General features: G+C 52.4%; 19 protein-coding genes. 9 read left to right on the top strand and 10 right to left on the bottom strand.

The features are described 5' to 3' along the window. Positions 1–155 precede the first annotated feature (155 nt). Positions 156–1,031: a tRNA pseudouridine(55) synthase TruB gene (truB, locus tag SH302x_RS16580; RefSeq protein WP_479363515.1), complete on the top strand. Its 876-nt coding sequence runs from the start codon at positions 156–158 to the stop codon at positions 1,029–1,031. Positions 1,032–1,181: 150 nt separating this feature from the next. On the opposite strand, the gene SH302x_RS16575 is transcribed toward truB, so the two are convergent. Then, positions 1,182–1,916, bottom strand: a complete 735-nt coding sequence (locus SH302x_RS16575; protein ID WP_479363514.1) for a hypothetical protein — start codon at positions 1,914–1,916, stop codon at positions 1,182–1,184. Positions 1,917–2,219: 303 nt separating this feature from the next. Beyond that, on the bottom strand, positions 2,220–2,882 hold the full coding sequence (locus SH302x_RS16570; protein ID WP_479363513.1) for an ABC transporter ATP-binding protein: 663 nt from the start codon (positions 2,880–2,882) through the stop codon (positions 2,220–2,222). Positions 2,883–3,132: 250 nt separating this feature from the next. On the opposite strand from SH302x_RS16570, the gene SH302x_RS16565 reads away from it, so the two are divergent. The 8 genes from SH302x_RS16565 to SH302x_RS16530 all read left to right on the top strand — a co-directional run bounded on the left by SH302x_RS16565 (position 3,133) and on the right by SH302x_RS16530 (position 13,996). Beyond that, entirely contained in the window at positions 3,133–4,032 is a 900-nt protein-coding gene (locus SH302x_RS16565) for a deoxyribonuclease IV (RefSeq protein WP_479363512.1), read from the top strand. 161 nt (positions 4,033–4,193) lie between these two features. Further along, the gene (locus SH302x_RS16560; RefSeq protein ID WP_479363511.1) at positions 4,194–6,002 is read left to right on the top strand and encodes an ATP-binding protein; all 1,809 of its coding nucleotides are present in this window, start codon (positions 4,194–4,196) and stop codon (positions 6,000–6,002) included. 109 nt (positions 6,003–6,111) lie between these two features. Further along, entirely contained in the window at positions 6,112–8,067 is a 1,956-nt protein-coding gene (locus SH302x_RS16555; RefSeq protein ID WP_479363510.1) for a M28 family peptidase, read from the top strand. Between the two features lie 195 nt (positions 8,068–8,262). Beyond that, positions 8,263–8,880, top strand: a complete 618-nt coding sequence (locus SH302x_RS16550) for an OmpH/Skp family outer membrane protein (RefSeq protein ID WP_479363509.1) — start codon at positions 8,263–8,265, stop codon at positions 8,878–8,880. A 50-nt stretch (positions 8,881–8,930) separates the two neighbouring features. Continuing rightward, positions 8,931–9,818: a UDP-3-O-acyl-N-acetylglucosamine deacetylase gene (gene lpxC, locus SH302x_RS16545; protein WP_479363508.1), complete on the top strand. Its 888-nt coding sequence runs from the start codon at positions 8,931–8,933 to the stop codon at positions 9,816–9,818. A gap of 79 nt (positions 9,819–9,897) precedes the next feature. Further along, positions 9,898–10,710 (top strand): acyl-ACP--UDP-N-acetylglucosamine O-acyltransferase, encoded by an 813-nt coding sequence (gene lpxA / locus SH302x_RS16540; protein ID WP_479363507.1) that lies wholly within the window; start codon positions 9,898–9,900, stop codon positions 10,708–10,710. Then, complete coding sequence (locus SH302x_RS16535; protein ID WP_479363506.1) at positions 10,707–11,795, top strand: Gfo/Idh/MocA family protein; 1,089 nt, start codon at positions 10,707–10,709, stop codon at positions 11,793–11,795. The genes lpxA and SH302x_RS16535 overlap by 4 nt, the downstream gene beginning before the upstream one ends. Positions 11,796–11,998: 203 nt before the next feature. Further along, complete coding sequence (locus SH302x_RS16530) at positions 11,999–13,996, top strand: DUF1592 domain-containing protein (RefSeq protein ID WP_479363505.1); 1,998 nt, start codon at positions 11,999–12,001, stop codon at positions 13,994–13,996. A 189-nt stretch (positions 13,997–14,185) separates the two neighbouring features. Here the strand turns inward: SH302x_RS16530 and SH302x_RS16525 are convergent, their stop codons facing one another. From SH302x_RS16525 to SH302x_RS16490, 8 genes are all read right to left on the bottom strand, one after another. After that, entirely contained in the window at positions 14,186–14,626 is a 441-nt protein-coding gene (locus SH302x_RS16525) for a nucleoside deaminase (protein WP_479363504.1), read from the bottom strand. A gap of 673 nt (positions 14,627–15,299) precedes the next feature. Next, on the bottom strand, positions 15,300–17,057 hold the full coding sequence (locus tag SH302x_RS16520) for a CRTAC1 family protein (RefSeq protein ID WP_479363503.1): 1,758 nt from the start codon (positions 17,055–17,057) through the stop codon (positions 15,300–15,302). A gap of 1 nt (position 17,058) precedes the next feature. Beyond that, the gene (locus SH302x_RS16515; protein ID WP_479363502.1) at positions 17,059–18,423 is read right to left on the bottom strand and encodes a tetratricopeptide repeat protein; all 1,365 of its coding nucleotides are present in this window, start codon (positions 18,421–18,423) and stop codon (positions 17,059–17,061) included. A 150-nt stretch (positions 18,424–18,573) separates the two neighbouring features. Then, on the bottom strand, positions 18,574–19,296 hold the full coding sequence (locus SH302x_RS16510; RefSeq protein WP_479363501.1) for a lysophospholipid acyltransferase family protein: 723 nt from the start codon (positions 19,294–19,296) through the stop codon (positions 18,574–18,576). A 67-nt stretch (positions 19,297–19,363) separates the two neighbouring features. Continuing rightward, positions 19,364–21,055 carry a trypsin-like peptidase domain-containing protein gene (locus tag SH302x_RS16505; protein WP_479363500.1) on the bottom strand — a complete coding sequence of 564 codons (1,692 nt, stop codon included), beginning with the start codon at positions 21,053–21,055 and terminating at the stop codon, positions 19,364–19,366. Between the two features lie 166 nt (positions 21,056–21,221). Then, a complete protein-coding gene (locus SH302x_RS16500) occupies positions 21,222–22,046 on the bottom strand; it encodes an NIPSNAP family protein (protein ID WP_479363499.1) in 825 nt (274 codons plus the stop codon). 62 nt (positions 22,047–22,108) lie between these two features. Then, a complete protein-coding gene (locus SH302x_RS16495) occupies positions 22,109–23,467 on the bottom strand; it encodes an AGE family epimerase/isomerase (RefSeq protein ID WP_479363498.1) in 1,359 nt (452 codons plus the stop codon). Between the two features lie 228 nt (positions 23,468–23,695). Then, positions 23,696–26,413 carry an SDR family oxidoreductase gene (locus SH302x_RS16490; protein WP_479363497.1) on the bottom strand — a complete coding sequence of 906 codons (2,718 nt, stop codon included), beginning with the start codon at positions 26,411–26,413 and terminating at the stop codon, positions 23,696–23,698. Between the last annotated feature and the right edge of the window lie 6 nt (positions 26,414–26,419).

The raw sequence follows: 26,419 nt of genomic DNA, 5'->3' as shown, positions 1-26,419 counted from the left end.
AGCGTAACGTGGGAGTTGGGCTGTGAAACAATACAATCCTGGTCCACAATCAGGCACCATCGACTGCTATCGTCCACGAGTAGACACGAAATGATCTAAGTTGTAGATTTTGCGACCTTCAATTTAGAACCTAAAGCACGCGCGGCAACATCCCTATGTTCGGCTTAATCAATCTCTACAAACCAGCGGGTATGACCAGTCGCGATTGCGTGAACATCGTCATGCGATGCCTGGATACTCGCAAAGTCGGACATGCCGGTACACTCGATCCAATCGCTGAAGGTGTCTTAGTCATCGCAGTCGGAACCGCGACGAGGCTGATCGAGTATATCCAGCGGCAAGACAAAAGTTATCGAGGAACTTTTCTGTTGGGGCTAGAAAGTCCTTCGCTGGATGTTGAAACGCCCATGGAACCAGTCGGCGCGGAAATTACTGCGACTTGGGAGCAACTGCAATCGGCCTGCCGCAGCCAAATGGGTGTGATCGAGCAACGCCCGCCAGCTTACAGCGCAGTAAAGATCAACGGCCAGCGAGCGTACGGTTTGGCCCGCAAAGGTGTGGAAGTGGAATTGCCGCCACGATTGGTGACAATTGAACGTTGCGAGTTACTAAGTTATCGGTATCCGGAGTTTGAGCTAAGCATTCGCTGCGGCTCGGGAACTTATGTACGTTCGATCGCTCGTGATATTGCCAGCCAGTTGGGCACGGGCGCGGTGATGAAATCCCTGTTGCGAGAAGCGGTGGGCGTGTTTTCAATCGACCATGCGTTACCTATCACGGATTTCCAGCAAGGCAAGTTTGTGGCCAGTGATTTATTGCCGACGCGGCTGGCAGTTGCTGCGTTACCTCAGTATGTCGCGACCCAATCGCAGTGTATTGCGTTGCGGCAAGGCAAGCTGGTTGAGCTGGATCATGTCGCAGTGGAAGAACTGGCTGTATTGGACCCGGAGAACAATCTGCGATCGATTGTGTTTAAGAAGAATGCCTATTGGCAATCAATCAAGAATTTTGATCTTGCGGATACGGAGTAAGGCTCATCTGCGCACAGACCGCCTTCGTTTGTAGTACCGCCTTCAGGCGGATGTCTTCAATTTCAACATGCCGCCTAAAGGCGATACTACGAACTGGCGTCAGACGTATAATGTACCTCTGCGGACGGCACACGGAGTGTGCCAGCTACTTTAGCGATGATGTGCTTGCGAACATTTGGCACAGCACATGATCTTCTTGGGAACCATCTTCACGGTCTCCACTTCATAGCACTGCTTCTCGAACTTCGGTACGGTGACACACACTTTGCGAGTCTTCTCAACCGGAATCAGTTCGACGGTCTCTTCCACCGCGCACTCGACCGTATGCTTCTTAGGTGTCTTCACACAGTAGAAGAAATCCTTGGTCGTCTTTTCGAATACCAAGCGAGGCTCACACGCTTGCGTGACTTGGACATCGTCCACCATGCGGGCTTTTTCTACCAAGCAAGTTTCTTCAACGCACACTGGGCCGCATTCTGTGCAGACTTCTTTCAAGTACGTCTCTTCGACGCATTCAATCTGCGGTACCTTGACATTCTTGGCGATGCTGACCGGGACATCGATGATTTTACATTCACTTAGCGTGATCTTTTTGGATTTGACTTCAACTTCGAGATAGCAAAAATCTTTGTTGATCTCACGTTTAACAGGCTTAGCTTGGAAGATGGTGTAGGTCTCTTCGCGTTCCTCGGTTGTTTCCACCAAGCAGTACTTGACGCGAGTCTCCATCACTTTCATTGGGACCATGATGGTGCGTTCAACCAATACATGTTGTTCGCAGTCCTTGCCGCACTTATCACATTTGTGAAATAGTCCGCTAGCGCTCAACAGCGCTGGAGCGACGGTCGCAGCTACAGCAAAAATGGCTAAGAAAGTACGACGCATTTGTCACAGTCCTTTGCGAAAGCTTTGCCAGCGATGCAATCCATGCCGCGGGCGGAAGTCCCAAAATTGACCAGGCGTTTCGTTCGCAGCGGTAATGTTGTTCCACGCGTGTCCTAGTCATCTCAAGCTGTATCGGCTCGATTTTCAAACTTTAGTTAAGCTGCTCGAAACAACATTTCCAAAATGCCGCTCCAAAAACGCAATTTTTGGCAAACTTTTCTGTTTAGGCTTGATTATCTGCAGTTTGAATCGCTCGACGGTCGGATCCCGGCATTGAAGCGGTGCGTGGCTTTAAACACGAACTCAGGCGTTAGTGACCATTTGTAGTTGCCGGGGCAGCCGGCCAGCTAGCTCGACGCTGTGTGTCACTACCAATAAGGCCACGTTTTCGTCTTGCTGAATCGTCAGCAATAAATCCGCGACCATCCCTGCGTTTTTGGGATCAAGGCTTCCAGTCGGTTCGTCGGCAAAAATGACGCTGGGTTGCGCCACGAGGGCTCGGGCAATTGCCACACGAGCTCGTTCCCCGCCGCTTAACTGGCTGGGAAGATGATCAAGTCGACCGCCCAACCCGACTCGCTCGAGAAGCTTTTGGGCGCGGTCCGCCATCTGCGGACTGACTTTGCCGCGTGCTAGCGCTGGGATCAAAACGTTTTGCAGAGCTGTCAGTTGCGGCAGCAAGAAATGATCTTGAAAAACGAAGCCAATCTTTTCATTGCGAAACAAAGCCATTTCGGAAGCGGACAATTCGTATGGGTTCACGCCATCGATCATCACCGTCCCGCCGCTGGGAGGATCTAATGTCCCTAAGCAGTGCAGTAAAGTCGACTTGCCGCAGCCGCTGGGGCCAACAATAGCGATCGATTCGCCCGCCGCTAATTGCAACGACAGCGATTCAAAAATGACCAATTCGCCGCCAGGGGTGGGGTACGCTTTGCGTAAGTTTTCAGCAATCAGTTTGCTCATTGGTTTAACAATCTTCCGCAATCTCGAAGGGGTCGAATCAAGCTGCATCTCCAAATCGTAAGGCCGTTATCTTACGCGTACTTGGTGCTTGTCGCTACGGGAGCTCAATCCAACCGCAGCTTTGTTAAGCCGCATGAGCAACTGCGACAAAATGATTTTACCGCTTGCGGCAAAACCTTTCTTCGCGAAGCTGGTTTGTATGGTTTTCCGTATCAAGTCCATTATTCCTTAACAGTAGACAGACATCGCGATGAACGGTTGGACCCTAGGCTCGCATATGAGCGTCGCAGGTGGCTTGCATTTGGCAATCGATGCAGCCGCCAAGTTGGCCATGACGACCTGCCAAATCTTTACGAAAAATGCAAGCCAGTGGCAAGCCAAACCTTTAACGCCGGAGGCTATCCAAACCTTTGAATCTGACTGGAACGAGTCTTCTATCGGAGATATCTTTAGCCATGCGTCGTACTTAATCAACTTGGCATCGCCCAAAGAAGAACTGCGTCAAAAGTCAATTGAATCCTTGCTAGTGGAACTGCAGCGGGCCGATGCACTGAAGTTGCAAGGCGTCGTCGTTCACCCCGGCGCATTTGTTACCGATTCAGCCAGCGAGGGTATCCAACGCTTCCACCAGTCGATGGATGAATTACTCAAACGCTTTGAGCCTAAGCATACTCAATTGATCATTGAGAATACGGCTGGACAAGGCACAACGCTGGGGCGATCGGTCAGCGAATTGAGCAGCATGTTAAGCCCGTATCGATCTGATTTGCGATTGGGAATCTGCATCGATAGCTGCCATGCGCATGCGGCCGGTTACGATCTGTCCGCGCATGAAGGTCTAGAGCGATTGATCGAAGAGTTGCAGGAGCATCAATTGCTGGACAAGGTCCGCGTGATTCATTTGAACGATTCCAAGAAGCCTGCTGGAAGCTGCGTGGATCGGCATCATCATCTAGGGATGGGAACCATCGGCGAAGAGGGCATCAGCCGCTTTATTCACCATCCCGAGATCAAGAAGCATCCGATGATTCTGGAAACGGAGAAGGGGTTGAATAAGAATCGCGAAGACTGGGATTGGGTCAATATGCGATTGATCTACAAACTGATTGGCCAAGAGTACCCCGTGCCCGGCCCAGAAACGTATGTCTAACGCACCGTCGCCATCCACCGGCAGAGTTCTTTATTTGCCTTGCTTGCAGCAGCGTCAATCCAGGTCATAATTGCGGCTTGTCAAGTGTTCTGCGTGACGCTTGCTGCCTACCACAGCCCAACTCGGCTATCGCCCGTCGAGCTTACTGGACTAATGACCGCATGGCTTATTTACTTATTCTCGAAGGCCCTGATGTCGATCGTCGTATCGAACTGGAGCAACGTGCAGAGCTTGTTATCGGGCGCAGTCCCCGATGTTCCGTCGTGCTGCGAGATCGCGAGGTTTCGCGACGCCACGCCGAAGTTTCCGCCGCAAATGATCAAATTCAATTGCGTGACTTGGGCAGCAGCAATGGCACGCTGGTCAACGGCCAACGCGTGGTAACGCATGTGCTTTGCGACCGTGATCGAATCCAAATCGGTCGCAATTTGATGGTTTTTGTCGCTGGCGAACAGGGACGAAAGTCGAAAGTCACCGATTCTGGGGCGTTCGAATCCGCGTCCGCAAGCGTCTTTGATATCGAGATCATCAAAGAAGAAGATTCCGAAGCGTCCGAAGAAGGAAATTTGTCTCAGATCCGACACGTCCTGGATATGAAATCGTCAGCGGCGATCGACCAAGCAGTCAAAAAGCGGCTTGAGAACCCGGTTGATCCATTAGAGCCAGTGGATATTGCGATCGCTAACCAGCCGTCGGAAGAGTATTGGCAGATGATGTACCGCGCGGTCATTCAGATCTCTCGCACCAGCGATCTGCCAGGGCTTGTGCAACAGATCTTGGAAATGATCTTTCAGTGGATTCGGTGCGATCGAGCTTGCATCCTGTTTTTAGATCCGGTGACGCGCACGCTCAAGCCTGCTGGTAGGCTGGATCGAAACCAGTCCGCTCGCAGTTCGGCACTTCGTATCAGCGAAACGATTCTGGATTATGTTTTGCAGACCGGCGAAGCGGTCTTAACGGGCGATGCCATCAGCGATCAACGTTGGGACGTCAGTGCCAGTATTGCTCAAGCTGGCGTTCGCGAAGCGATCTGTGTCCCCATGCCAGGCCGCCATGGAATTGTAGGGGTCATCTATATCGACACATCGATGTCATTGGGCAAACTTTCGGCAGAGCAAAAACAAGAACTGCTGAACATGGAGCACTTGAAGCTGCTGAGCGCGATTGGCCACCACGCGGCATTGGTCGTCGAAGATGCTTACAACTATCGAACCATGTTGCGGTCTGAAAGATTGGCCGCGATGGGGACCGTTATCGCTTCCATCTCGCACCATATCAAGAACATTCTCCAAGGCATCGAGGGCGGTAGCTTTCTGGTCAATACAGCGTTAAAAAACGGCGACTTGCAAGCGGTGCAACAAGGTTGGAAGGTAGTGGAAAAGAATCAACGCCGCATCAAATCGCTGGTCTTGGATATGTTAGCTTATGGCAAAGAGCGCCAGCCGCAAATGGCCGAACATGACATGAATACCATTGTGCAAGATGCGGTCGATCTATTGATGGCCAATGCCAGCGATCAAGGTGTACAACTGTTGTTTCAAGCGACCACTCATCCCGCCAGAATCTACGGCGAATCGGACGCGATCTATCATGCGGTGGTAAATTTGATCACCAATGCCATCGACGCTTGTGTGGATCGCAAAAAGAATGAGGAGCATGACGATTATCAGCCGCAAGTGTTCGTTGAAATCAAATCAAATCGTGCTCATGTCGAGACTCATGTACTGGACAACGGCGCGGGAATGGATCAAGCTCAAGCGGAACGGTCCTTCGTGGCGTTTGAATCGACCAAGGGCGCTCGTGGCAGCGGACTTGGTTTGGCTGTCAGCCGCAAGATTGCCAATGAACATGGCGGCAATATCCTGGTAACCAGCGAGATCGGCAGGGGCTCTTGCTTTATCATCCAGCTACCGGCCGATGTCGACCCCGATGCCTCGCGTGGAACTAGCGAACAAACGATTTCCTACTAGAAACCAAACCAGCTTTCAGGGAAGGGGGGACCTTTCGCTGAAGCGAGAGTCAGGCCACTTTTCGAATCATCCAACGGAATCATCAGCAACTATGTACGGAGACAAACTGTTGAAATTGACAGCACGGTGCCACCTCATTCTCGTCGCTTTGCTGGCTTCCCAGTGTCTCAAATGCAATATTATTCGGGCCGACGGTTTAGAGTTGCTGCAGAGCAATACACCGTTTGCTGATGTCACGCTGCTCACCCAATCTGCCGAGCTTGAATCGTTTTTCAGTGTCCCGATGGCGGAGCAACGGATTGCCGCAACGGTTCAGTATCTAGCGTCCGACGAATTGATGGGCCGCGGTTTGGGCAAACCGGGGCTTGCCGCTGCGGCTCACTATATCGCCAACTCGCTAGCGGCTACAGGCTTGCGGATTAACTTGTTCGATCAGTTGCCCTACCAATACTTTCCTGTCAGCAACATGACGTCGCTGGCCAGCACCAGCAATAATTCCTTGCAAGTCCAGACTGGCGAGGGGGGGCTGCAATCGCTGGTGATCGATGAAGATTTTCGCCCCATGTCGGTCGGTGGAAATGGCGCGTTCGAAGGCGAAGTGGTCTTTGCAGGCTACGGGATTACGGCCAGTGGAATCGACTGGGCTTACGACGATTATCAGTCGATCGATGCCAACGGCAAAGTGGTGATCGTCTTGCGCAAAGAACCGCAACAAGCAGATGTCCACAGCCCGTTCGATGGCCAATCGACCTCGCAACATGCGTTGTTCACTACTAAGCTGAATAATGCCAAGCTGCATGGGGCTAAAGCCATGTTGCTGGTCAACGATTTTGTCAGTGCGGGCGAAAACGCAGGTGAAGCAGGGGCGGCGCGAGACGGGTTGCCACCTTTTGATGCCGCTGGGAAGTTCAATGCCGACGCACGTTTGCCCACGATGTTCATCACACGAGCAACGGCCCAATCGCTGTTGCGAATGAGCGATCCGAATCTAGACTTGCCGAAGCTCGAGCAAGCGATCGACGAGCAATTGGTGCCTCAATCACATAGCCTGAGCGGTTTACGTTTGATGGGCAATGTTGAACTGAGTCAACAGAAACTCACGACGTCGAACGTCATCGCGGTGCTGGAGGGCAAAGGCAATCTCGCTTCAGAAGCAGTGGTAGTCGGTGCTCATTACGATCACGTGGGCATGGGAGAATATGGTTCGCTCGCGCCGGGCATCTATGATGTGCATAACGGAGCCGATGACAACGCGTCGGGCACGGCCGCTCTACTGGAACTGGCAAATCGATTTGCCGCTTATCGCGGTGATCGTCCTGAGCACTACCGCAAGGTGATATTGATAGCATTTTCGGCCGAGGAGAAGGGGTTGCTGGGCAGTAAGTATTATGTCCAACATCCGGTGCATCCTATTTCCGATACCGTCGCGATGATCAATTTGGACATGATTGGAAGGTTGGGTTCCAATCGCATTGTGGTGTACGGAGTTGGCAGTTCGCCTGATTTCGGTTCGCTTGTGACAGGGGCCGCGGAGCAAGTGGGGCTGAATACGGACTTGCAGCGGCCAGCGATGGGACCAAGCGATCATCAACCTTTTTTTGAGCTAGGAGTGCCCGTTTTGCACTTCTTTACGGGCATCCACCCGCAATATCATCGACCAAGTGACGATTTTGAGAAGATTAATACAACCGGCATAGTCCGAATAACCGATATGGTTTATCGAGTCGCTAATGATTTGGCTCAGCGACCTGTACGTCCCGCGTTTGTGCGGGTCGGGGGGCGAGCGAATATCCAGATTGCAAGTCAAGAGCAAGGCTCGTTAGGCGTCCGCCTCCGCGGCGATTTAACGGCCCCAACCATTGCGATGGTGGATAACGACGGGCCAGCTCAAAAAGCTGGCCTTGCGAGCGGTGATCGAATATTAGCGATAGAGGGTCAGCAATTGAACAATGTAACGGACCTTTTGGCCACGCTTCGAAGTTTCGCTCCCAAGCAAAAAGTCGAAGTTTTCGTCGAGAGGAACGGAGAAAAGATCAAAATTCCGGTGATTTTAGGGCACTATTAATCTGGATTGATCTTCACTTGGCTACCTGGTTTACGCTAATTATGCGAATTGTAGCCGAACAGAAATGCTCGGCCACGAAAAATTGAGTCGGTTGTGGATGATTCACATCCCGGCTCTTAGGAAACAGACCATCGGCTGCTGGGCCTTTGGCGAAATTACGATTAAACGCTTACGCTTAGCAAGGAGTGCTGAACAGTGCGTATCTGGAAAACTTTTGCAGTTGCAGTTTTATTGGCGGGTGCAGCGGCAGTGCCATCGGTCACCAACGCGCAAGGAGCTGCTCCGACTGCTCAACCTACTCGGGTTGGTGTGATTGACATGCAGTACATCTTCATGAATCACCCGACGATGAAGTCGAAGATTGAAGCCATTGATGCTCAGATTCAAGCTGAAGAGCAAAGCATCAACACTCGCCGCGAAGCGATCCTAAAGGATCTCGAAAAGCTGCGTGTCGAATACAAAGAAGAAACTTCTGACTACCGCAAGCTGGAAGAAAAGATCGCGGCTGCCGAATCCGAGCTGAAGCTTGAATTCGTTCGCAAGGAAAAAGAGTTCGCCGAAGCTAAGGCTCGCGTGCTGTTGGAGACCTACAAGGAAGTCCAAAGCGCTGTCAAGCAATTGTCGGACTACAACCAGATTAGCGTTGTGTTCCGTTACACCAAAGACGAGATGGATGCCAAGAAGCCTGCTTCGGTCACTCAAGGAATCGGCCGTGATATCGTCTACTTTAACGGCTCGATCGACATGACTGCAGGTATTCTGCAAATGTTGACACCGCAGCAGGCCAACGGTGGACAAAATCCTCGTCGATAGTTTGTTGCTCTGCGGAGCATTTGATTTTCGTACTTTCAAAGCAACGGTTAATGGCCATCGATATGAAGCCGACACTGCAGCAACGAACGTTAGAAACGGCCGTCGAAATTCAGGGGACTGGATTTTGGGGCGGCCAGCGGGTGACGGTGCGGCTTTTGCCAGCCGCTCCCAATAGCGGCATCTGCTTTTATCGCGTGGATTTGCCTGGTTCGCCACGCATCGCGGTAAGTGTCGATTCCGTGCGGCCAACGCAATTTCGAACGCGTCTGGCTCATGGGTCAGCGGCAATCGATATGACCGAGCATTTGCTGGCTGCTTTGTACGCGGCTGGCATTGATAATTGCCGCGTTGAGTGCGATGAACAAGAACTGCCTGCCTTGGATGGCAGTGCGGCTGGTTATTTGCAAGCCATTGCGGATGCAGGCGTGCGAGAGCAAGCTTGCGAGGCGAAGGTCTTTGAGATCGAAAACGCTATCCGTTTGGGTGACGACAAGCACTGGATCATCGCCTCTCCTGCGATGGGTGATCAGTTAACGCTGGAATATCGTTTGGATTACGGACTGGGCAGCGTAATCGAACCATGTTCGTACCAGACAACTTTGAGCCCTGGCGTTTTCGCCGAGCAGATTGCAGAAGCGCGAACGTTTGTGACTCAGTATGAAGCCAGTCATATCCGATCGCTCGGATTGGCTGAACATGTGACATATCAAGACTTGCTTGTCTTCGGTGATAGCGGACCGATTGAGAACGAGTTGCGATACTCCAACGAGTGCGCAAGGCACAAACTGTTGGACCTTGTCGGAGACCTCGCATTGTCAGGGCTCCGGATTTCAGGGCGAATTATCGCCAGTCGCAGCGGGCATGCTTTGAATGCCAAAATGGCCGCTGCAATCGTTGATCAGTACAATCATTCCCATTCCGTCGTGGCGGCTGCTTGATAACTTGTATCAGCATCAATGCAGGATGACACCCATGAAAAACCACAAGCTTCCGAATGCTAGAAAGCTCTAGCCCACTATGAACATGCCTACCATCATCGCACACACCGCCGTCGTTGACCCTCGATCGGAAATCGAAGAGGGCGTACGCATCGGACATCATTGTGTTATTGGCCCCCACGTGCGAATTGGCAGTGGCACGCGACTTGAAAACAACGTCACGTTAACCGGCAATACGACCATCGGACGTGACAATCATTTCTTCCCAGGTTGCGTCATTGGAGCCGAACCTCAAGATCTTTCCTATCAAGGCAGTCCAACTCAAGTCATTATCGGCGATCGAAACGTGTTCCGCGAATCGGTGACCGTCAACCGCGGTACCGAAAAGGATCTTGGGATCACTTCCATCGGCAATGACTGCTACTTGATGACCTGTTCGCACGTAGCGCACGACTGCACCGTTGAGGACCGCGTCATTATGGCTAACAACGTGATGCTGGGTGGACACGTTTGCGTCCAGCATGACGCAACGCTCAGCGGTGGCGTGGCCGTACATCACTTTGCCTCGATCGGATGCTACAGTTTTGTCAGCGGTTTGTCTCGCGTCTTGCAAGACGTACCACCTTATATGCTAGCCGAAGGCTTTCCAGCTCGACCACGCTGCGTCAACGTTGTCGCGTTAAAGCGGAAGAACTTCAGCTCCGAAGCCATCCGTGCCATCAGCGAAGCTCACAAGCTGATCTATCGCTCCAAAGTTGGACTCAAGCACGCTCGCGAAATTCTGGCTGGTAACGACCAATTGGTCCCTGAGATTCAAGTCCTGTTCGAATTCATTGACAACTCGACCGAGGGCCGTCATGGTCGTGGCCGAGATCGGAGGAAAGCAGCGTGAGTTCCATTCGTTGTGCTGTCATCGGCACCGGTCACTTGGGCAAGATCCATGCTGGCTTAATTCGCAAGATCGAAAATGATACCGGCCGGTTAAAACTGGTCGCGGTGGTCGAAAGCGACACTGAGCGAGCAAACGCGATCGCTTCACAGCTACGAGTCAACGCAGCAGCATCGGTCCATCAAGTGCTCGACCAAATCGATGCCGCGATTATTGCCACCCCGACGGTGACGCACCATCAGATTGGCTCCAGTTTGTTGGTCCAGGGCAAACACTGCTTTGTAGAAAAGCCATTTGCTCTGAACATGCAACAGTGCCGCGATCTGATTCAATTGGCGGATCAGCATCAAGCGACCATCCAAGTGGGGCATGTTGAGAACTTCAACCCTGTGTGGACCGGAGTTCGCAATCGTTTACACGACGTTCGATTCATCGATGCCGTTCGCAGTGGAACCTACACCGGACGCAGTACCGATATCGGTATCGTGATGGATTTGATGATTCATGATTTGGATCTGATCGCCGAACTAGTTGATTCGACTGTTCAACGCGTTTCAGCATTCGGCTTCAGCGTGCTATCGAAGCAAGAAGACTTTGCTGAGGCTCACTTCCATTTCCATAACGGAACCATCGCGCGAGTTCGCGCCAGTCGCCTGGATGAACACTTGCAACGCACGATGTCAGTTTACAGCGAAAGCTTGACGGCCCATCTCAACTTTGCCGATGGTTCAGCACGGCTGTGCCATTGCGGACAGAATAGCGATTTCAACAACGCTGACTCGTTGCCTTACGAACAACGCTTACGTGTTAAAGAGTCGCTGTTTACTGAGTGGATGCCAACCGAAGTTCATCAATTCAAATCGACGAACGCCATCGAGCAAGAATTGCTTGATTTCGCGGATGCCATCGAGACGTCAAGCCAACCGGCTGTTTCGGGTGCGCGCGGTTTGCGGGCTGTGACTATGGCTGAACAAGTCCTAGCGGCAATCGAACATTCAAACTGGGAACGCAGCCAACAGCCGCAAGTTAAGCCCGAAGTGCTTACTTTTCCCAGCGTGCTGTCAAAGCCGCGTCGAGTCGCAGCCTAGTTTGGTAGCGTTTGTAAATGTCTTTTTGTGCCACAGGCCAGCGAAAACTGCTATAATGTTTGCTGGTCGTAGGGCATAGATCCGCGCCATGGCATCCTTACCCACCTGCTGTCCTCTAGGTCAGCCTGAAGGATGCTTACATGGTTGCGACGATACCCCGTCGCCTGTGGCGGTTAGCAGTTATTCTTTCACAAGTTTTCAGCATGCAAATTTTCGCACGCTATTTCCGTTGTATTGCGATCACGATGATTGTCGTTTCTGCATGCGGCGGTCGATTGCAAGGCGACGGCTTAGCTACGCAAGACGCGGAAGCGTTGTTTGTCGATCAACTGTATCCCGCGATGAAAGCGGTACAGTGCAATTTGTGCCACAACGATAACGGCGTCGCGTCAGCTTACGGGATTGAGTTTCCGAGCGGACAAGCGACCCCCAGCCAAATTCTGGCGTTTGGTTACACGCTGATGGAATATGTGGATCGAGAGCAACCAGACAATTCGCTTTTGTTGCGTGTCCCCACCAACCGTGACGAACATACCGGTGGCCAGCGGATTTTGATCGATAGTCCACAAGAGCAGTGGCTCAAGCAGTGGATCGCATACCTATCGGGACTTACCGCCGACCAGCAGCAACGCGCACTGGAGTTGATGGAATCCGCCAAGGTGTACAACGAACAACCGCTGTCGATCGCGCGACTGACCCATAGCCAGTACAACAACACGGTACGTGATTTACTGGGAGATCAAAGCCAGCCTGCGAATCGGTTTCCGAAAGAGGACTATGTTCGCGGCTTTAAGAACCAGATCGAGGCGCAAAGCATTTCTCCGTTGCAGGCGGAAGCGTACAGCGACGCGGCCGAGCGATTGGCTCGCAGTGCATTTCGCGGACAAGCGTTGCGAGGCTACCTGCCAGCTACCTCCGATGCTGCTATCGATGAGGAAGCAGCAAAGCAGTTGATTCGCAACTTTGGATTTAAAGCGTTTCGGCGACCGCTGAATGAGGACGAGTTGGGCAAGTACATGCGGTTGTTTCAAGCCGAACAGTTGGCCACTTCGGAATCGATGGCTGGCTTGCAATTGGTGGTTGAAGCGATGCTGCAGTCACCGAATTTTCTCTTCCGCACGGCAAAGCAAACGCAGGGGAACATGGATGCGTGGGATTTGGCTAGCCGACTGTCGTATTTGCTCTGGGATACCATGCCCGATGAATCGATCTGGCAAGCGATTGAGCAAGGGCGTTTGGCCACTGCGGACGACGTGGAAGCGATCGCGAGGCGGATGCTAGTCGACCCACGTGCAGTAGACGCGATGGACGAGTTTCTTGCGCAATGGATGCGGTTCGATGACGTGTTGGCTGCAACTCGAGACCGCCGTAAGTATCGCGATTTCAACTCGGAAGTGGCCGCCGCGATGACTCAAGAAACGCGGCAGTTGTTCCGGCATCTAGTATGGAACGACGTGAACTTTATGGAGTTTTTTACGGCCGAATACACCTTCGTCAATTCGACATTGGCTCAGATTTACGGCCTGCCGGCTCCTGCCGAAGACTTCGCCCAAGTCGCTTATCCTCCGGAATCTGGTCGGTCAGGAGTATTGGGGCACGGATCGTTTTTGGTGCTGACCAGTAAACCAGCGGAGACCTCGCCAACGGCCCGAGGGCTCTTTGTGCGACATCAATTTCTGTCGCAAGAGATCGCGCCGCCACCGCCGGGTGTCAATTCTGTGCTACCGGAATTGACGGTCGACCAACCGCTGACCAATCGTCAAAGGTTGGATATTCATTTAAACAGCGAAGCGTGTTCGGGTTGCCATCGGCTGATCGATCCGATTGGTTACGGATTTGAACAATATGATGCAGTTGGACGATATCAAGAGAAGATGGAGCTGCGATTTGGCAGTCGCGATAATCCCAAGACGATCGAATTAGATTTAGATACACATGCTTATGTGCAAGGGCTAGTTGATTCGGAATTCAAACAGCCTAAGCAACTGGGACGCGTTTTGGCCGATAGTGAAACGTGCCAACGCAGTATCGTAAAGCAATTCTTTCGATACGCTTTTGGCCGCGAAGAAAATGCGGCTGACCAGCCGGTTATCGATGAAGTCTATGAAAAGTTTCGAGATTCAGGTTTTGTGTTTCGCGAACTGGTCGTTGCGGTGGTGACATCGCCAACTTTTTTACCGCAGTCGCCAGCTCAGCCATAGGTGGGAATCCTGTCACTCAGGGCAAGTCAGTTTTTCAGTCTGCGCGATTAGCCGGAATGCGTTAGCATCGGTTGTCTTGGAAACCGTGAGCTATTGCTCAACGGCTTTGCTACGGCCCACGGAGTGAGCCTGCTACTTTGCTACGGCCCACGGAGTGGGCCTGCTACTTTGGGCGATCGGCAGGGACGCTCAGGTCTCGCCGATGTCTTCGTTCCATAGCTCAGGATGCGTTTCGATGAAGGTTCGCATCAGCTCGATACACTTAGCATCGTTGACGACCTCCAATTGAATTCCCCGTGAAGCGGTATAGCTTTCCGGTCCCTGGAAATTCATATTCTCCCCAATCACAATTCGCGGGATCTTGTAAAGCAACGCGGTGCCACTGCACATATCGCACGGCGAAAGCGTCGAGTACAACGTCGCCTGGGCATACTTCCTGGCGGACAATCGACCGGCATTCTCTAGACAATCCATCTCTGCATGCAGAATCGCACTTCCCTGCTGGACCCGGCGATTGTGACCACGGCCAACGATCTGGTCATCGATGACCAAGACCGATCCGATTGGAATGCCACCTTCATCCAACCCCTTGCGAGCTTCCAAGTATGCTTCATAAAGAAACGGATCCATCGATTCATCCTTCTAAAAATCGAGCTATAGATTCACTGCGTTAACATCATGGATCGTATGTCAGACGCGACAACAAATCAAAAGTTTTTTTCAAATTCTTTGCTTATGCTCCTATGCTGACGTTGCATTGCGACCAAGAAATTTGGAAGCTTATGTTATGACGTGGACAGTGATGTTCGAATGTGTCGAGCGGCTGGTCCACAGGATATGTAAAGAGGTCTTTAGTTATGGCCAAGAACACACCTGCTGCAAAGCCAGCCGCACCCAAAGGCAAAGCTCCTGCAAAGAACGCCAAGCCTGCTGCCAAGCCTGCTGCAAAGAAGAAGTAAGCTCTGCGAACTAAGTTCGTTAAGCACACGGATTTGACAAAGAAGGCTCAAATCCTTAAACGTTCAAATCAAGACCTGTTTTTGAACACTTGCGTCAGTTTCACTGCTTCTGGAACTGACGCTTTTTTTATGCGCTAGTGCGGCTGAGCTCTACATTCTTGGCGTGGCATTCCCGCCGAAAGGCGGTACTACGAACAGGGCAATTCCGCCTGAAGGCGGTACTACGAACGAAGACTTCCGCCTGAAGGCGGTACTACGAACAGGGTAACTCCGCCTGAAGGCGGCACTACGTACAAACGCCAAACACCGTTCTTGTACCAGCGTCCGGGACGCGATGCGGACGACTAATTGACGAACCAGTATCCTGCCAAGTCCGAACCCAACGGCTCGACCACTGTAATCGCCTGATTCCACTGATCTACGTTGACCACCTGCTGAAGCCCACTGGGCCACTGTATCTCAATTTTGATAGGAACTTGGGGCTCTACCGCGGCAGTCGCAAACGACAGTAATCGCTGAGAGGTCGACAGGTACGAGCCGCCGCCGTACATATGTCGCACTTGCGTCTTGCCATCATGATCCAAAAATCGAGCGACAGCACCTATTGCATTCCGATTGCTTTGCCTACCTACCAAATGCACATTTAGATATTTTCCGACCGGTTCGGTAATGTTCTTCAATACATGCGAAGGATCGTCGCGATGTGTCGTCACCGCATCCAAGCTACCGTTTCCATCAGCATCCAATAATGCTAACCCTCGCCCCGGCCAGCGTTGGTTGAAGTAGTCGCCAGCCTCTTTGGTCGTATCTGTGAAACTGCCATTCTCATTGGTCAAAATTGTTGGAAACTGTCGAAACTGCGGGTCTTGCCAATCCACGTGGCCGCTGATGACAATCAGATCTTCATCGCCATCAAAATCGAAATCCGCAAACGCCGTCCCCCAACTTACTTGAGCGGGCCCCAACGTCGAAATGCCCGCTTGCGTCGTTGCAAATCGGTATCCCAACCGGCCTCGACCTGAATACAACGCGCACAACTCGTTTCGAAAGTTGGTAACGAAAATGTCCGATGCTCCATCCTTTTGAAAGTCGCCAATTGCAACACCCATGCTGCCTTGTGCTGAACCATATTGATCGGTGGCACAGCCCAGTTGGATACCGCTTTCGACCAGTTTACCGGTCCCGTCGTTCAAGTAATAGAAATTCGTGTCCTCGTCATTAGCCACATAGATATCGACATCGCCATCGAAGTCGAAATCGGCACACAGTACGCCCAAGCCTCGGCCGCCTTTGCCAACTCCCATCTCCGTCGATTGATTCGAATACTTTGAGTCTGCTCCAAGGATGAAAATCTTGTCGTCGATACCTGGAAAGACATCCGGCGAACAAGTCACCCGTGGCTTGCCTGGCAACGCATCCGAGACACAGACGGGGTTATTCTCCATTGACCAATTGCCGTAGTGGGCAACGTACAAGTCGACCAAACCATCTTGATTGAGGTCACAACTGCCAGCGGTGCTTGACCAAAGCTCGTCATGCAAATTTAAATAGTCCGCTGCAAACGCAAAGGTCCCATCGCCTTGATTGAGGAACACTTGCAACTGGCCGTACCCTGTCACCAACACGTCGTCAAAACCATCCGCATCAAAATCGTCAATCAATACGCCATGGTTGTAAGCGCGTGTTAGATCAATCTTTGCCGAGGCAGAGATCTTCTCAAACTGAAAATCCCCTAGCCCGCGATACAACGCTCCAGGCCTGCCAGCGATCGTCGTCTCAGTCGGGTAGTAGCCTCCGCCAGCGAAAAACAGATCTGGTTTACCATCCAAGTCAAAATCGATCACGCCCACGCCGGCAGCCAGAACTTCGGTCATGCCATGAATGTTGCTTTCGTAGCCGGTCGTGATCGTATGCTCAATCCCGCTTAGCTGCGTCACATCCTGGAAACGGATCGGCGATTTCGACGCGGCGCTCGTCTTGCTGTCTGCAAGTCCGCTTGCAGCCGGCTGTTTGGATTCCCCTGTAGAACCGGGTGTTTGAGCGGGACGACAACCGACATTTACGCAAGCCAAAAGACATAGCGAGATCAACCACCAACGCATCTTACTGAGGTTCCTGCCCAAGGGCTGCGCGATGCATATTCGCACGTTCAAAGTTACCGGCGGCTTCGAAATAGATTGCGAGATTCTCATGAGCCAAACGATTCGTAGGATCCAATTGCAATGCAATGGTCAACTCACTGACACCTTCGGGACGCGACAGAAGATGCAGCAGCGTAGCTCCCAATTGGCTATGTGCCGCCGCGTCCTCATAGTTGGCGGCGATTCGCTGGCGCAAGACAAGAATGTCCGCTTGCTCCGCGACTGACTGTCTCGCTTGCTCTGCATACTTTGCCGCTTCCTCTGGTTTATCCACAGCTTGATAAGCAACGGCCAGCAGTTGGTTGGCGGCAATGTCGCGCGGCCAGACCTTAATCAGCGGCGTGAGCGTTTCGATCACTTCCGGATATTTTTCCAAGCCTTCGTAAGATTGAGCTCGAAAAATGCGCGCTCTGCCATTGATGTCCAGCGAGTCCTTGTACGTTTTAAAATAGTCATCCACCTTCTCGTACTCGCCTAAAGCGAGCAGCGACTCGATGCGTCCGCCTTCGGCCTGCGGATCGTCAGGTCGCTTTTGATAATACTTGTCAAAGTACTCGTAAGCTTGCTCTGGCTGCGTATCACGCCAGTAAGTCTTGGCGAGTTCTAACCACAATGGGATATAATCTGGACGCGATTGGTAAGCGGTCTCAAAGGCCTCTTTGGCTTTGACGAACTCATTGATCTGAACCGCGACGATTCCCGTCAGATACTTCATGCGGTAGGAATCGGGCTGCTCATGATTCCATAAGCTGAGCACTGCGTGCGCACCAAACACATCGTTCAAACGAATCAGGCCACGTACCAAGGCGGTTCCGTTTTCATCAATGTCTGCTTGATAAGAAGTAAGGATCGCTTTGGCTAGATCTTCGCTGATTTCCGGCGCTACGCATTGGACGTACAGCAATTGTTGCTCATGGTCCAAGCGATCGGCGTTATACTGCGCGACTCGCGATTGATTCAAAGCTCGATCGCAAAGCTCGACTTCGTTTAGATATCGATGAGCTCGAGCTCGTAAGAAACTCGTCGCGCCGCTGCGTCCCCACTTCTGTTCCAGCGTTCGCACCATCTCTAATGCGGCATGCGCATCTTCTGTTTCCAGCAGCACGCCGACCTCTTTGAGTTGTCCATTCCACGTGTGATAGCGCCAAGCGTATGTTGCTAGCACGACTAACGCCACCAACAAGATTGCCAACCGCACACGTTCCAAAACCGTCATCGCCTTGGAATCGACAATGGACTTTTTCGGTTTACGCAAACGTTTAGGCGCAGAGTTTTGAGTGGGATTCTCGTTACCGTCATGGGTATCGGTTGAACTAGCCGACTGCATAGGAGACACAGGTAATTACCGAAAGAGTTTTTTGGAGGATAATAAAGTGACAACGAGCTTAGCTCGTTAAAAGCTTAGCTCTTGCAAAACAGTCTACCATGTTTTCTGCGGGTAGACACAGGCAGACCCCAGCGACTTGAGCAAGAAGATTTATTCTGCCATCGATTTTGCAGCCAAGATCTGATCGCGTAACCAATCGCTTTGCAGCGTACGACTTAGACTCGTCGGCAGTTCGCTCGCTGGCGTCGCGACTCCGATATTCACTTGCACAGCAGCGGGCATGAGCACCGGCTTCCACACATCATCGCCGATGGGCGCTCCGCGAATCCATAGCGGGACGATGGGAACGGACGCTTTTTGCGCGACCAAAATTGCCCCAGGACGCATCGAAATCAGCGGTTGTCGCGTACGATTGAGTCTGCCTTCTGGGAACATCCCGACTAGCCTGCCTTCGGAAGCCAGTCGCAAGGCCTGTTTCGTTGCCAAGTTATCGGCACCACTGCGAGTGGTCGGAATCGCTTGGAAAACCCGCAAGATCGCTCCAAACAACGGATGCTTGAAATACTCCGAAGCCACCATCCAATGCACGCGGCGACCAGCGGCCAATTGTACGAAAAATGGGTCCAACGAGCAGCGGTGGTTGGCAACCAAAATCGCCCCACGAATCGGCAAATCCGATATCTTGGCACGCGTCCCAACACGCACTCGCCACATCAGTCTGGCAAACGTGTATACCGGCGCATACAACAACTTCTCAAACAACGAGTACTCGCTCTTGGCGGTCACCAACTGCAGTAACCGCCATAGTACATAACCCACAAGGGACAAAAACACGATGAAAGGAAGCAATCGCACGCCCGATTCGATAGTCAAGAAATCAATCCAGTGAACAACTCTGAAGCAGTATTCTAAATCCGAGGTGCGTTGTTGGCGAGTCTACTTAATTCCTCAAGTACGCTTGATCTGCATCGGAAAGCTGACTGATGGGAACCTCGACAATTTTACCATTGTCAGTGCGTTTAATCCGAATATGCGTCGGCGATCGACTCAGCAAAACCGCCTTGATCTGATGACCGTTACGGCTCGTCCACATGCGACTTCCATCCGACGGGGTAGAGAAGAAGTCAGCAAACTCATTCGCTTTGTTCCCAACGGCTTCCGTACTGCCGCTGCTGGGACTGGACAAGTTCGGACTACTGCTAGGAGGCATATCGACTTTGACCGGTGCGCCGACCGCCCTGCGAATACTTTTGTCGGGTACTTGCTGCAATTGGGTTAAGGTAAGGCTTCCATCTTTGGTATCAAACGTCATCGTCCCGCCCACATAGAATGTGCTTGGCAAAATCTTATCGCCAGGATAAAGCCCCGCCGTTGACTCCAAAGCAGCAAAGTAAGGTTTAGACTCGTACATCAACAACGCTAAATGATCTCCCAGCGTGGTAACGGCCACCGCATCGCGCACGAAACCTAACGTGTGTACTCTACGAGTATCTAGTCTGGGGCCCGCCTTGCAAAGAATCTCTGCCAAGCTCTCATCGGTCAGCTTGTCTTTCCCAGCATTGTAGGTTTCCACCATGTCCTTAATGACCGACAATTGCTTGGAAACCATAGACTGCCGGATGCGCTCGTTGCGAAAGACCCATTCCATCGTACCGCGGAAATCATTGCGCACCTGACCTGCCTCAACAGGACGCCCGCCCAACGTGACGACGTCACCAATGATGCCTTTCTTCATTTCCTTAAGAATAACCTGCTCGGCGGTAATATCAGCCTTCAGACTCGCGATCAGTTTTGTGTAATTGGCGCGACCCTCGGAAATGTAAGCATCAATAGCCGGTCCTGGGACCTCGGGCAAATCACCAACCGATGGCTGGCTCTTGGGCATTGAAACATTCGCAGCACCGCTAGAGAGTTTTTGTAAAGGCATAGAGCGAGCTTTACTAATAGCCTCCGCAATATCGATCGATGAAATGCCAAAGTTCAGATTTTGGGCATCTGATATGATGAATGTACTCATCGCGATCACTTGCCCCATCGAATTGATAATGGGACCTCCGCTGTTGCCAGGCGAAATTGCAACATCGACTTGCACCCATGTGCCTTTTAAATCTTTGATCACAGTGTCTCGCATCTGCGCTTCCGTGCGCACAGCACTCACGATCCCACGCGTGACCGTAAAATCAAATCCAATGGGTGCTCCAATCGCAATTACCGATTCCCCTTTTCGTGGAACCTGGGAAGCAACTGGCAAATAGGGCAGTCCGGAACCGGAAATCTTAGCAATGGCGATATCTCTTTCCGGGTCGATCAAATACGTTCCTTCAATGACATAGCTGCGTTTGTTCGCAAAGACCGCTTCAGCAGATGCCGCACCTGCCAGCACGTGACAGTTGGTGACTAAGGTTCCTTTGTCATCAATCAAGAAACCGCTGCCTTGCCCACCGCCGCTGGTCGACTGCGTGTTGATTCGGACGACGCACTTCTCCGATCTTTCCATCAGATCGGCGAGATCTTCCGCAGCATGTAACTGCCGCTGCTCAGTAGAAAGGCAAACTATCGAAAGACAGACTGTGAGTGCCAATGAGAATGAACGAGCGCCACCATTGCATGCTCGGAAAGTAGAAAGAATCATAACTGGACGCCCCCCGCAACTTGAACTACCAAAGTGTGAACGTTTGGTAATGATAATCGCCGCGGAAGGCCAGTGTCGGCACGGTAAAGCCAATTTCGGGAAATTTATTCACCAAAATTGGCTGTCGCGTGAAACTATTCCAGTCGTAGCAAGAAGAAAGAAGTTCCTACTTACGCGGTGAATAGTCGGTAGGCTTCAGGAATCGGACTTCAATCCCATTGCCGCGCGGAGCATCGGCTGGCGGGCCCTTACCGCTGTCCGTGTAAGCTTTCATGAACGGGCGGAAGTCCCCCATGAAGGCTTCCCATGACTTCTTCGAAGCCTCACGGTCTTTGTGGGCTAGCAGGTAAATGAACGCGCTGTCATCGCTGGCCCGCCAAAATTTCAAAGTCTCCATGCCAGCCTTCTGGAACACTTCCACTTCACCAGAACCAAAGCGATCGATCGTAAAAGGCACGCGAGCCGGTCCGTCTTTATAATGACGTAACTCGTACAACCTGGCGGCTGCGTCCGACGTCGCGTTGACCGCTTCGTCCGCCGGTGAAAATTCAACATCTCGCATCAAAATGGCGATTGGTGCTTCCGCCAATATCTTGCCGTTCTCTTCCGAAGCCTTCAATGCCGCTTGCCAATCAGGATCGGCCGAGAATGCTTTCCATGAAGCATCTCGAGCGGCCTCGTCTTTGTGAGCTACGATGTAAATCATCATGTTCGCAGCTCGCTCACCATCCGACCTGTCGCCTTCGACAACATCCCAATAAATGATATTCTCCATGCCATGCTTCTCAAAAAGCTTGACGGTATGGTTACGAAATCGATTGTGCAGATCTTCCAATTTGCCTGGATTGGCAACATAGATACGCAATTCATACAGTTTGCCTGCTGCTGCTTCGTCATCCGCTCGCAAGCTGTGGACGCTGCTGATTGCAAAAAACAGAACACTCATCAGGACAACGCTTGCCAGCGATTGCCATCGGTCGAATAACTTCATAGCGGGACCTACATTAACAACGGAAAGGAAAAAGAAACGGAAACACTAAGCAGGAATCGCGATTAACGCCCTGCATCGTCTGCCAAGGCATGCAAAAGATCAGCACATCGTAACATCGCGCGGCCATTGTGATAACCAGCTTGCCATTTTGACGTCCGCGATTGATTTCGGGAAGGTGAGCCGTCCGCCTCGCGCGCCGCCCACCAGCCTCCTTTCTGGGCGATCTGATGTTCTTTGACGAACGTGTACGTTTTTTCAAAGGCCGCCAAGTACCGTGGGTCTTGCGTCAAACGATACATTTCCAACAAACAGACCAACGCCTCGGCTTGCACCCACCACTCCTTATGCAGATCCGTCGCTGACTGGCCGACGGGGCCAGAGTAATAAAAACCGCCATGTTGATGGTCGTAGCCATACTGCATGCTGTAGCTTACGATCCTGACCGCCCAAGGCCGCAAGACAAATTCTCGCCAACCCAACGCATCGGCCGCGTCCAGCACCAGCCACGCGCATTCGACATCGTGACCGTAGCTGGCACGCAAATTCTGTTCGGTTTCGACCATCGTCCAATCGGGCGACCATCCATCGATATTGCATGGGTAGCTGGTGTGCTGCACGGTCGTTGTGTTGATCGTCAACAATTCCGCTAGCCGACCGGCCACTCGAGTGTCCTGCGTCGCTCGATACAGTTCGGCAAACGACTCCAGCAAATGCAAGTGCGTATTGTAGGTCTTGGTCCCAACAGCACCCACAATCCCTGCTTGCTTTGGATCGGTGATCAAGGTCCAATCGCGATGGAAGAACTCTTGGTAACCTCCATGTGTTTGGTCGTACGCTTTCTGATCCAACAGATCGAACAACTCTTTTGCAGCGACCAGTGCACCTTCATCGCCCGACGCGCGGTAGTACGCTACGAATGCATAGATCACAAACGAGTTCAAATAAGCATGCTTGTTTGAATCCTTGACCGACCCGTCATCGTGCAGTTCATTGAAGTAGCCGCCAAACTCCGCATCGTAAAACTTTTCACGCAAATAATCATAGCCATGCTTCGCCGCCGCCAAGCAAGCGGTTTCTTGGATCCCACGAGTTGCGAAAGTGCTAAAGGTCCAAACCTGCCGTGCCTGAAGCGTTAAAAACTTAGCTCCCGATGATCGGAAGTCACCGTTAGGCCCGAGCTCTTCATAATAGCCACCGTGCTGGCGATCGATGCAACCTGGCAAATAGAACTTCAAGACCGTGGACTCCGCCAGTTGCAAACATTCCGCCGCTTGCTCTCGCAAAGCATCAGCGGTAATCGACTGGCCCCACAACTTACAAGTGCTGGATACAAGGACCGCAATCGCAAAAACGCACGAACTGCAGAGCAAAGCGGCCCTCGACCGAAGTGATTTCAAACGCAAGATGGCACCAAGTTTCATCTGTTGACCAAAGTGATTATCGAAGCATACAAAACAACATCTTCGAAACAGCGTACCGTGGCGCGTTCTCGCGTCACGATCCGTCGTTGTTGCTGATGCAATCCCGAGTATACATCGATCCAGCGTCACGAGGCGGACGCACGGAATTTTCACGGTAGAAACAAAAGCCGTCAGCTCGACGCGCGGCGACCTCAGGCTGCCGAACTGTAACTAGCCCTTTGGCATTGGTCAGTCAGTTGGCAAGAACACCCATAACGAAGGACGCCCGCAGTTGCAATGGACGGCGCGACCAAGTAGCCCTAGCCCCACGGTGCTCAGATAAATGGAGGTCCGAGCCGCATCCCAATATCCAACCACATCATGCGAGCGTGGCCCTTCAAGTCGGTTCTCGACACTTGGCACGGGATGAAAAATCGTCTCAATCAACGTCGGTCGCACCGGCTCGCCATCTTGCAATCGATCGAGCCGCTCGGTGTTCTGTCGTATCAATGCGGTTGAGTGGCCCTGGCCTTGCGCACGCTCGTCGATCTCAATGACCCCACGCCGACTGAGTGTTGGCAATGTCAGTAAACCAAAGAATGACCAGAGGCTGAACCACAAACTCAACTCCATCGTCCCTGCAGCCGTGCCAAGCTGCGCTGGGCCCACAAGATAGGTCGCAAGCAACAGCCCCAGTGCGGTGAAGCTTATCGCAAGCATACGTCCCCGCATCCAACTGCCAGTTCGGACCGCTAACGTTCGTCGACTAGCAGCCAGCCGGAACCCGTCGGCTCCAAGTACTTCTCGCCATCGCATCGGCATCAAATGATGACCAGCGCTAAACACTCCCACGATACCACCCGTGAATCCTTCGTCGTTGCTGTCCGCAATCTTGATCGGCAAACACTCGGGAGGCAAATCTGTTGCTGCCGTGTCGGGTATCACGATCAATGGCGACATCAGCGTTGCAATCGTAGTTCGCAAGTACAGCAGCAAAAAAGCGATGCCCACCCCCGCTATCATCGTCCCGACAACGCCGCCGAATCTTCCCGCCACCATAATGCTCACAGCAGCCAGAAACAAAAGCAGACTATGAACTGCGATGCCGCGAGCAAGTCGCACTATAAACGTTCTAAACGAAGGGTGAGCCCGGCCAAAACGTTTTGGCAACCAGTATCCTCCCATCCAATCGAACGGCAACTGGATCAACGTATAAGCGATGAAGAACATCACCAGTCCAGCTATCTGCGTTGGTAAACTGGCGTCCCCAGCAGGCTGCAGCGCACGCGGTAACCCAAATGCCAACGCCAACGTCGCTAAGGTAACCATCGTACCAACCGCGGAGATGCCCAGCCAAAGTCGAGCTCTTCCATATCCCGGCTTGGCGATGGCACGAGACTCAGCGGTGGAGTTGGGCTCAACTGTGGCGGTGCGCGCAGCTTGCGAGCTGGTCTCGAAATGATCGTGCTCCAGCGGTTGCAACGCGGTTTGGGTCTTGTTGAAGTGCATGGTCTCAGCCGTCTTGCGGATCCCTTTTAACATCCCACCAAAAACCAAGTTATGTAGCGGCACGACGGCATACCAATACAGGATGCCAATTAAGCCCCGAGGGCGATATCGCGCCGTCATTGTTAGCTTGGTCCGATCCGCTTGGCCTATCGATTCGAGGTCGAAGTTCAACATGGCGACGCCAGGCAGTTTCATCTCTGCCAGCAGTGCTAACGATCGATCTCGATCGATGCCAACCACTCGCCAAAAATCAAGTGCTTCGCCAAACTCTACATGTTCGCTGTGACGTCTGCCTCGCCGCAGTCCCGGCCCACCCACTAACGTGTCCATCCAACCGCGAAGTCGCCAAAGAATATCACCGGCATACCATCCATTGCCGCCACCGATACGGCACACCGCGGCAAAGACGGAAGCGGCGTCCGCTTTGATCATCACCGAGCGTTGGTCGATGAAGACTTTGCCGCCAGCCCAATGGGGATCGCCTACAATGGGTCCAGCGACTGACCATCGCGTTTCGACTTCGTTCGCGTTGATCTTTTGGAGTGCGCGTCGAATAGCTTCCCGAACGCCCAAGGGGTCATGCGGCATCATGCGTTGCGTTTTGGCGTCCGTAACTACAACACGATTGCGAAGGCCTTCTGCCAATGGTCTGGCGATCTTGTACGAGACTGGCGTGACCAAACTGATCCACAGCGAACTGAGCCGCGGTGTGAGGATGGGTACGGGCACAATCAACCTTTTGGGGATGTGCAATTCTTCCGCCATGATCCGCATCAGTTCGCGGTAAGGCAAAATATCGGGCCCGCCTATCTCCAGTGTTTGACCGATGGTCGCCGGAACTTCCAGACAACGCACCAGCCAATGCAGCACGTCGATGATTGCAACTGGCTGTGATTCGGTCGAAACCCACGATGGAGTGACCATCACTGGAAGTCGTTCGACGAGATATCGCAGTATTTCAAATGAAGCCGAACCCGAACCGATAATCATTGCTGCGCGAAATGTGGTGACTGGGACACCGGTGGATGCCAACGCCTCTTCGACTTCGCGACGCGAACGCAGATGCTTGCTTAGACCATCGCCTTGTTCGCCCAGGCCACCAAGGTAAATGATGCGTTGGACGCCTGCAGTTTTGGCGGCCTGAGCGAAATTGGACGCCAGTTGCAGATCTCGCTGAGCGTACTTTCCACCGGTTGCTTCCATCGAATGGACCAAGAAGTAGGCAACGCTGCACCCTTGTAACTGCTGTTCGATCTGAGCGACACTGGAAAGATCGCCCGAAACGACATCGACCTGAGCATTATTCCGCCAAGGACGTTCCGCCAGCTTCCGTGGCTCGCGGGCCAAGCATCGGACGGCATAGCCAGCTCGCAGCAACGCAGGCACGAGCCGGCCGCCGACGTAGCCCGTCGCACCTGTTACAAAGATCGTTTCACCACGATTGTCTGGCTTATTCACTTAGTT

The organism is Njordella calcicola (genome assembly GCF_056494125.1).
This window is presented reverse-complemented; position numbering and strand designations above follow the sequence as displayed.

Coding starts and splice junctions, on each gene's coding strand:
- truB (WP_479363515.1), top strand. CDS start 156: ATGTTCGGCTTAATCAATCTCTACAAACCAGCGGGTATGACCAGTCGC.
- SH302x_RS16575 (WP_479363514.1), bottom strand. CDS start 1,916: ATGCGTCGTACTTTCTTAGCCATTTTTGCTGTAGCTGCGACCGTCGCT.
- SH302x_RS16570 (WP_479363513.1), bottom strand. CDS start 2,882: ATGAGCAAACTGATTGCTGAAAACTTACGCAAAGCGTACCCCACCCCT.
- SH302x_RS16565 (WP_479363512.1), top strand. CDS start 3,133: ATGAACGGTTGGACCCTAGGCTCGCATATGAGCGTCGCAGGTGGCTTG.
- SH302x_RS16560 (WP_479363511.1), top strand. CDS start 4,194: ATGGCTTATTTACTTATTCTCGAAGGCCCTGATGTCGATCGTCGTATC.
- lpxC (WP_479363508.1), top strand. CDS start 8,931: ATGGCCATCGATATGAAGCCGACACTGCAGCAACGAACGTTAGAAACG.
- lpxA (WP_479363507.1), top strand. CDS start 9,898: ATGAACATGCCTACCATCATCGCACACACCGCCGTCGTTGACCCTCGA.
- SH302x_RS16530 (WP_479363505.1), top strand. CDS start 11,999: ATGCAAATTTTCGCACGCTATTTCCGTTGTATTGCGATCACGATGATT.
- SH302x_RS16525 (WP_479363504.1), bottom strand. CDS start 14,626: ATGGATCCGTTTCTTTATGAAGCATACTTGGAAGCTCGCAAGGGGTTG.
- SH302x_RS16520 (WP_479363503.1), bottom strand. CDS start 17,057: ATGCGTTGGTGGTTGATCTCGCTATGTCTTTTGGCTTGCGTAAATGTC.
- SH302x_RS16515 (WP_479363502.1), bottom strand. CDS start 18,423: ATGCAGTCGGCTAGTTCAACCGATACCCATGACGGTAACGAGAATCCC.
- SH302x_RS16505 (WP_479363500.1), bottom strand. CDS start 21,055: ATGATTCTTTCTACTTTCCGAGCATGCAATGGTGGCGCTCGTTCATTC.
- SH302x_RS16500 (WP_479363499.1), bottom strand. CDS start 22,046: ATGAAGTTATTCGACCGATGGCAATCGCTGGCAAGCGTTGTCCTGATG.
- SH302x_RS16495 (WP_479363498.1), bottom strand. CDS start 23,467: ATGAAACTTGGTGCCATCTTGCGTTTGAAATCACTTCGGTCGAGGGCC.